Origin of the sequence: Alicyclobacillus acidiphilus NBRC 100859 (assembly GCF_001544355.1) — a bacterium.
GTDB lineage: Bacteria > Bacillota > Bacilli > Alicyclobacillales > Alicyclobacillaceae > Alicyclobacillus > Alicyclobacillus acidiphilus.
Genome location: NZ_BCQI01000022.1, coordinates 37,287 through 44,778 on the forward strand (window position 1 = coordinate 37,287; position 7,492 = coordinate 44,778).

A 7,492-nucleotide genomic window follows, 5' to 3' on the forward strand; every position below is an offset into this window, starting at 1 on the left:
GGACTGTGATAGGCTCAAAGAGCAACTGAGAGCAACTGAATCTAGGATATTCGGAAGTGGAGAGGACGAGCATGAGCAAAATCGTTATTGTCGGCGCCGGCTACGCTGGTATGATGGCTGCCGCTCATCTGGACAGAGAGGGCGTCCCGTTTACCATCGTAAACAACCACGATTACCACTATCTAACCATCCTGTTGCACGAAGCCGCAGGTGGACGCGATGCGGGAGAAAACTACGCAATCCCCATCAAGGAAGTGCTCCGCAAGGATACCTCGGAACTGGTCGTTGCAGAAGTAACTGGAATCGACAAGTCGAGCCGCACGGTCAAGACGTCGACCGGAGATATTTCCTACGACTACTTGATCTACAGCCTCGGTTGGGTTTCAGAATACTTCGGCATCAAGGGCCTCGACGAACATAGCATGAGCATCACCAATCTGGATTCGGCAATTCAGATTCACGAACATATCAAAGGGCAATTTGAGGCGTACACGCGAGACGGGGACGAGAGACATCTTCGTATCGCCCTTGGCGGCGCTGGTTTGACTGGTATCGAGTTGATGGGCGAATTGCTCGATTATCTTCCGAAGCTCTGCAAGTCGCTCAACATTCCGTTTGAAAAAGTGGATCTGCAGTGCATCGAAGCCATGCCGACCATCCTGCCGATGGTTGCGGAACACCTTCGCCCGTTTGTCGTCGAAACGATTACCAAAAAGGGCGGCAAGTTGCGGACCGGCACGAAGATCAACGAGGTTACCGCTGGCGTCGTCCATCTCGACGGCGGCGAGAAAGTGGAAGCAGGCACCATCATTTGGACAGGTGGTGTTCGCGCGAACCCGTTGCTGACCAACGCTGGATTTACGGTCGATCGCCGTGGACGCGCGAAAGTGAACGAGTTCATGCAATCGGTTGACGACGAAGTCATTTTCATCGCTGGCGACAGTGCATGGGCAGAAAACGCGGAGGGTCGTCCGTATCCTCCAACCGCTCAGAACGCTGAGCAAATGGGCGTCTTGGCTGCGAAAAATATTCTGTTGCGCGAACGCCGCCGTCCGATGGAGCCGTTCAACCCGCGCGATTGGGGTACCTTGTGTTCATTGGGCCAGGAAGTCGGCGTCGGTTCGTTCATGGGTGTTCCCATCAAGGGTGTCATGGGTGCACTCGCCAAGGAAGGCAGCAAGGCGAAATACCTCTGGGAACTCGGTGGCGTTCGTTTGGCTGGCAACCGCGGCAAGAAAGTGATGAAGCTGTAAGAACGGGTCCGAAAAGATTTCCAACTGGACAGACTTTGTCTTGTTCGGATGTCGCATTCGACGACGCTCCCCGAAGACCGTATACTGGTCATTGGGGGGCGTCGTTTTTGGATTTTTTTCAGGCTTACGAACAGATTTCAGCAGCTTCGCTGGCTTCCGTCTACGTCCTGTACGGAACGGAGACTGGCTTGATGGATATGTTTGTCAATCGTCTGGTGGAACAATCGCCCGCGCAACGCGTGAGCCGTTACGACTATGAGGAAGACGGGGTCGAGCAGGCTCTGTTGGATCTTGATACGTTCTCGTTGTTCGCTGAACCGACCATTGTCTTGATTCGAAATTGCACTGCATTTTTGAGCCAGGGAAAAACATCGGGACAAGGGGATGAACTCCTTGCCTACCTGAGCAACCCGGCACCAGGGCGGACACTTGTGCTGACGGCTGCCGCGGATAAATTGGACGAGCGTAAAAAAATCACCAAGGAAGCAAAGCGTCACATGCTGATCCAATGCCAGACGCCAAAGGGCAACATTGCCCGTAACTATTTGGCACGGGAAGCCAAACGGCAGCAAATCGCCATCGACGACGCTGCCGTCGAAACGCTCTGGCGAAAGTGTCAAACCATCACGCAGTGTCTCAGTGAATTGAAGAAGCTCTCCGTGTACGCTTTGGCGCGGACGATTTCAGCGGCAGATGTCGAGAAACTTGTCCCGCAGACCATCGAAGAGACGGTGTTCGACTGGGTGGATCACGTCGTGCAAGGCCATGTCGCCGCAGCCATCAACAGTTTGCAGTCGCTTGCGCGACAGGGCTATGACGCTTTGGCGCTGATCGCCATGCTCGTTCGGCAAATCCGCATGATGTGCCTGGCCAAAGAGCTTTCCGCGCGCCGCGTGTCCCCAGAGGAGATGGCGAAGATCGGCAAAGTCCACCCGTTCGCGATGAAGGTGGCCATACGCCAGTCTGGCGCGTTTTCCGAGCGAGGTCTGGAGCGCTTGCTGCTGCTGGCTGCGGACTGTGAGTACGACATCAAACGCGGTCGCAGAGATGGGATTCATGCACTCGAGTTGTTGATTCTGACAGCTTCGAAGGAAGCGGCTCGCAAGGAGTACGCGGGGTGACCCTCGGGCATTTTAAATGTCAGGGGGTGCGTTGGCGTGGTTCAATCGCAACGTGGAAGAACGGTGAAGACCATTGGCAGCGACGGCCAGATTCGGGTCGTTCCGTTCACAGCGCCGGAAGAAGCGCCGTCGGCTGCACAGTTGGTTGCTGAGAAACTTCATGTTTCATATGCGGCCGAAGGCGACAACGGCGAGATGACGTCCAAACAAGCCGGAGAAATAGGCGGGCACCTGGGAGGTCCCATGGTGGCCAAACTGGTGGCGTTGGCGAGAACGGAGATGGCCAAGTCGCACGTGGATGAACTGCTTGAACGGAAAAGAAAAAGCGACTCGTCCGAGTCGCCGATGTCCTAAACGTCGATATCGATTTAGCCGTTGTTTGCCAACGCGTTGAAGCGTTTGGTCAGACGCGACTTCTTTCGAGCTGCCGCGTTCTTGTGAATCAATCCCTTGGTGACAGCCTTATCTAAAGCGCGAAGCGCATTTTGTAAGGTTTCCTTCGACAGTTCGACATCCTGAGCACTGTAGGAGGTTTCGAACTTGCGAATGGTCGTGCGGAGTGCGGATTTCATGGACGTATTGCGCAACGCGTTACGTTCTGCAATCAGCACACGCTTTTTAGCGGATTTGATATTTGGCATCTGTGGTTCACCTCCCAGGGCACCTAACCGTGATCCATTACAGACGAATGAGAGTGTAACACAGTCTGGACGTCGCCGCAACTGGAGAACGCTCGTTATTCGATAAGGAGTGAGTCGATGAAACTGCACGTGAATTGCTCGACCTGGCGTCGAGTTCCACTTCAGGAGAGACATCAGTCCCTGACGCGATACAGTCCGCGCACCGACCTGGCAATGGAAGCGCACGAGCTTGCAACCCGAAAGGGCCGCACCATGACAGGGGTGGACGAGACGCGCGAAGAGTTCGACGGAATCACCGTGACGCGCGTGAAAGTGCGAACCAAGGTCGCGGAACGCAAACTCGGGAAGCGTAAAGGCACCTACATTACACTCGATGTGCCGGGGCTTCGCCATCGAGATATCGATTTGCAGGAACGTGTCACAGAGATTTTCGCCAACGAACTCAAAGGCCTTCTGAATTTGCCTGCTGGCGCTTCCGTGCTCGTGATTGGGCTTGGCAACGAGCACGTCACTGCCGACGCCCTCGGCCCCATGGTGGTCAACAAGTTGTTTGTCACCCGTCATTTGTTTCACTACATGCCGGAAGTCCTTGGGGGCGGCGACGGTTATCGTTCGATCGCGGCCATTGCACCCGGCGTGCTCGGATTGACTGGCATCGAGACCAGTGAAATTGTTCGAGGCATCGTCGAACGCGTCAAACCCGACGCTGTGATTGCGGTCGACGCGTTGGCGTCGCGATCGCTGTCGCGGGTCAACGCCACCATTCAGTTGTCGGACACGGGCATTCAACCCGGCGCCGGCGTTGGCAACAACCGCAAGGCCTTGGACGCTGAAACGCTCGGCATCCCCGTCATCGCCGTCGGTGTCCCGACTGTCGTGGAAGCGGCGACGATTGCGGGGGACGCCATCGAACTGGTCCTGCATCAATTGCGCAAGCAAGTGCCTGGCAACGCGGCGACAGCGCTGTTTGATCAGCTGTCGTCAGCCGAAAAGTGGCATCTGGTGCGGGAGGTCCTGGAACCTGTCGAGAACAATCTGGTGGTCACGCCCAAAGAGGTGGACGACTTCATGGACGATGTGGCGTACGTGGTCGCCAAAGGACTCAATGTGGCGCTTCATCCATCGATGACGATGGACGATGCCGATTTGGTCACGCATTGACGTACACGGCCTTGGGGCGAATCAAGGTATCGCAGGCGGCCTGCTCCATGATGTGGGCCGTCCAGCCGACGACGCGGCTGCAACAAAACGTCGCCGTGTACAGCGACTTGGGGATCCCGAGCGATCGCAAGAGGCACGCGGCCCAAAACTCAACGTTTGGATACAGCGAACGGCCCGGCTTGTGTTGTTGCAGCGCAAGCTGGGCTGCTTGCTCGACGGAAAGGGCAAAGCGCACTTCGGGATCGTCCGGGCGCTCGGAGAGCAGCATGTGTTTCAAGGCAGCGGCGCGTGGATCGATCGTCCGGTAAACCCGGTGCCCAAAACCCATGATTCGCTTTCCTTGCGCGAGCTGCTGCTCCATCCATTCAGGTGCCGCGTCGGCGGTGCCAATGGCTTCAAACATGCCGATCACTTCCTTCGGCGCACCGCCGTGCAGTTCCCCGCTCATTGTCGCGATCGCGGAGACCAACGCCCTGTTCATCGTCGCACGTGTCGATGTTGTCACGCGAGCCGCAAACGTCGACGCGTTCAAACTGTGTTCCATGGTCAAGATGAAGTACGCATCCAAGGTTGTGACCTGGGACGCCGACGGTTTCACCCCATGCAATCCCCTGAGGAACGCGCTGCTGTAACCTTCCTCTGTCTCAGGCGGCCGATAGTCCTGGCCGTGTTGATTCCCAAAGTGACGCAAGACGAACGTTGCCAAGGCCGCACAGTGCATCGCCGCCTGTTCAACTTGGTTCGTCGTCGCGTTCGGCTCAGGCAGGCTGAGCAGTCCGACGGAGGCAGCGTCCGTGGCGTTGACTGTGGTCGGCAGCCTGTCGATCACGGGGAACACCTCCGCAGCCCAACTCCGCCCCTTCGCAAAAGCCGCTCGCAGCCACTCGCTCTCCTCGGCGGTCGGCAACCGTCCCGTCCAAAGCAGATGCGCAGCTTCTTCGAATGAATGGCGCTCCACCAAATCACCGACGGCCCGACCGCGATACGTCAGCCGGCCATGTTCGCCATCCACGTCTGACAACGCTGTCTCTGCCGCGATCACGTCGCGCAGCGAATGAACTTGAACCATCTCCATCACCTCGTTCCAAGTGTAAATCGCAGAAATAGAAATGTATAATGATTAAAAATTATCTAACTGATTATGAATCGTGATTGGATGAATCCTATGGATATCGAGTGGATTGAAACGTTTTTGATTGCAGCCGAGGAAGGAAATTTTCATCGCGCCAGCGAGCGGTTGAATTTCGCGCAGCCAACTGTTTCGTTGCACATTCGCAAGTTGGAGGCGTACTGGGGCGTGCGGTTGTTCGATCGCGACGGCCGCGGCGTTCGCTTGAGCGCCGCTGGCGTCGAAGCTGTGCCGTTTGCCCAGCAAATTCTGAGCGCGCTCAAAGACAGCCAGTCTTCACTGGCCATGTGGCGTGAGCGCTATCGAGATCGCCTGATCATCGCCGCCTCGCCCATCGTGGCGCACACATACCTGCCGCGCTGGATTCATCGATTGCATGCGCAATTGCCGCACATTCAGGCGGCTGTCCAGGTGGCCGAATCGGACGACGTGTGGGACAGGGTGATTTCCCGGCGCGCAGACATCGGATTTGCCCGGCGCGGCGGTCAGGCCGCCTCCATCCACACCGAGGTGCTGTACGAAGACCCGACGGTGTTCGTCGCTCCGGCCGACGCGTGGGACCACGACGGGCCGCTGATCACGATGGCCGACGTTCTGGAGCGATACACGCTTGTCACAGGCAATCACCCGTTGATCTGGCCTGACGTGTTGGCTCAGTTGCGTCGACGGTTTCCATGGTTTCGCACGATGGAAGTGAGTCGAACCGACATTACGTTGCACTTCGTCGAGCAAGGCTTGGCGGCGTCGATCCTGCCGCTCAGCGTCGTCCGGAGTTCGTTGTCGCTGGGGAGAGTGGTGGAAATCGAGTCATCGGGGCTGGTCCTTCCAATGACACATACCTACATGCTGTGGCACGAAGAAGCCCGCGAAGCGGCGTCCTCCTTTCGCGGGCTTGTGCGGACATACATGAGTGGGCGTTGACGACCACGCCACATGTCGCAGCTAGATGGTGCTTGTATCTGTCAAACCACTCATGGCCAAGATGTTCTGCACGTATTGCTGCGTCTCGCTGTACGGCGGAACACCGCCGTACGATTTGACAGCGTTGGGGCCAGCGTTGTAGGCGGCCAGCGCGAGCGGCACGCTGCCGTCGAATTCCTTCAGCAGCTGCGACAGGTATTTGGCGCCGCCATTGATGTTTTGAGCCGGATCCAGCGGATTGTCGATCCCGAGCGATTCCGCCGTGCTCGGCATCAACTGCATCAACCCTATAGCGCCCGCGCTCGACACCGCGTCCGGTTCGAACCCCGATTCCTGCTGGATGACAGCGTTCAACAGCGAAGAAGGCAGGTTGTACTTCGACGCAGCGGACGCGACCAACGCCTCCACGCCATCGGGCGAGGCCGTCTCAAGGCCAGGCGAAGTTGCCGTCGCCGTGTCGGTCGCCGCTCCGGCTGTTCCAGAATAGTTCGGCAGCATCGATAACAGCGGCGCGATCGAAGAGAATGAGAGTGATTGCGCATCGCTGCCCAACAGGCTGGAAGACGACGATGACCCGTCCGTTCCGTCCATGCCGTCGGACCCATCGCCCCCTTGGCCGATGGAAGACGCAAGGGACACCGTGTCCTGGAGCATCATCTCATCGACAATCTCCGCAAGCAACTCGTCAAACGCTGTGTCGGAAGCGGTACCCTGCACACTCGAAGGGGCCGTTTGGATGGCGTTTGTCGATCCGACGCCGCCAATCCCCGTTGTGGTCGTCATGGTCCAAAAACCTCGCGTTTCACAAATGTATTTCAAGAATGCGTTTCAAGAATGTAAACTGGCGAATTCGGCTCGCCGAAATCTCGGAAATCAATGTAGCGAAGTGGTTGGATGGACGTAATTCACCTAATTTCAAATTCGGCCTCCACTGACGACTTTCCTGCACTCGCATCGATCGAACGTGCGGAGAATCATACGAGTACACGAAGGCGGGGACGGATAGAGGCAAAGGAGATAGAAGCTGGGTGGGATCGTAGTCGGGCGAGTCGTTCAGTCAATTCATTCGACCTTTTCATTTGGTTGATGCAGGTTGATGCGCCTCTCTCTCGTGGCGGCGGATAGGGTGCGCGGCTGTCGAGGGTTTCCCGCAAAGTGACGCCAGGTGGTCGCGGGAGCCGGAGGCAGAGGAGGCAGAGGAGGCAGAGGAGGCAGAGGAGGCAGAGGAGGCAGAGGAGGCAGAGGAGGCAAATAAGCGTCCCCAGA

General features: G+C 57.3%; 8 protein-coding genes. 5 read left to right on the plus strand and 3 right to left on the minus strand.

Annotated features, from left to right (window positions below):
* The first annotated feature begins 71 nt into the window (after positions 1–71).
* From AAC01S_RS10155 to AAC01S_RS10165, 3 genes are all read left to right on the plus strand, one after another.
* A complete protein-coding gene (locus tag AAC01S_RS10155) occupies positions 72–1,253 on the plus strand; it encodes an NAD(P)/FAD-dependent oxidoreductase (protein WP_157071123.1) in 1,182 nt (393 codons plus the stop codon).
* A gap of 107 nt (positions 1,254–1,360) precedes the next feature.
* On the plus strand, positions 1,361–2,374 hold the full coding sequence (gene holA / locus AAC01S_RS10160; protein WP_067621585.1) for a DNA polymerase III subunit delta: 1,014 nt from the start codon (positions 1,361–1,363) through the stop codon (positions 2,372–2,374).
* Between the two features lie 36 nt (positions 2,375–2,410).
* Positions 2,411–2,728: a small, acid-soluble spore protein, alpha/beta type gene (locus tag AAC01S_RS10165; protein WP_067621586.1), complete on the plus strand. Its 318-nt coding sequence runs from the start codon at positions 2,411–2,413 to the stop codon at positions 2,726–2,728.
* 14 nt (positions 2,729–2,742) lie between these two features.
* Here AAC01S_RS10165 and rpsT read toward each other — a convergent pair whose 3' ends face one another.
* Positions 2,743–3,015, minus strand: a complete 273-nt coding sequence (rpsT, locus tag AAC01S_RS10170; protein ID WP_067621587.1) for a 30S ribosomal protein S20 — start codon at positions 3,013–3,015, stop codon at positions 2,743–2,745.
* 117 nt (positions 3,016–3,132) lie between these two features.
* Here rpsT and gpr point away from each other — a divergent pair, with 117 nt between their 5' ends.
* A complete protein-coding gene (gene gpr / locus AAC01S_RS10175; RefSeq protein WP_370670821.1) occupies positions 3,133–4,176 on the plus strand; it encodes a GPR endopeptidase in 1,044 nt (347 codons plus the stop codon).
* Here gpr and AAC01S_RS10180 read toward each other — a convergent pair.
* Entirely contained in the window at positions 4,166–5,245 is a 1,080-nt protein-coding gene (locus AAC01S_RS10180; RefSeq protein WP_067621588.1) for a citrate/2-methylcitrate synthase, read from the minus strand. The two genes, gpr and AAC01S_RS10180, sit on opposite strands and share 11 nt — an antisense overlap.
* A gap of 96 nt (positions 5,246–5,341) precedes the next feature.
* Between AAC01S_RS10180 and AAC01S_RS10185 the strand changes: the two genes are divergently transcribed.
* On the plus strand, positions 5,342–6,226 hold the full coding sequence (locus AAC01S_RS10185) for a LysR family transcriptional regulator (protein ID WP_067621589.1): 885 nt from the start codon (positions 5,342–5,344) through the stop codon (positions 6,224–6,226).
* 21 nt (positions 6,227–6,247) lie between these two features.
* On the opposite strand, the gene AAC01S_RS10190 is transcribed toward AAC01S_RS10185, so the two are convergent.
* Positions 6,248–7,009: a lytic transglycosylase domain-containing protein gene (locus AAC01S_RS10190; protein ID WP_067621590.1), complete on the minus strand. Its 762-nt coding sequence runs from the start codon at positions 7,007–7,009 to the stop codon at positions 6,248–6,250.
* Between the last annotated feature and the right edge of the window lie 483 nt (positions 7,010–7,492).

Coding starts and splice junctions, on each gene's coding strand:
- AAC01S_RS10155 (WP_157071123.1), top strand. CDS start 72: ATGAGCAAAATCGTTATTGTCGGCGCCGGCTACGCTGGTATGATGGCT.
- rpsT (WP_067621587.1), bottom strand. CDS start 3,015: ATGCCAAATATCAAATCCGCTAAAAAGCGTGTGCTGATTGCAGAACGT.
- gpr (WP_370670821.1), top strand. CDS start 3,133: ATGAAACTGCACGTGAATTGCTCGACCTGGCGTCGAGTTCCACTTCAG.
- AAC01S_RS10180 (WP_067621588.1), bottom strand. CDS start 5,245: ATGGTTCAAGTTCATTCGCTGCGCGACGTGATCGCGGCAGAGACAGCG.
- AAC01S_RS10185 (WP_067621589.1), top strand. CDS start 5,342: ATGGATATCGAGTGGATTGAAACGTTTTTGATTGCAGCCGAGGAAGGA.
- AAC01S_RS10190 (WP_067621590.1), bottom strand. CDS start 7,009: ATGACGACCACAACGGGGATTGGCGGCGTCGGATCGACAAACGCCATC.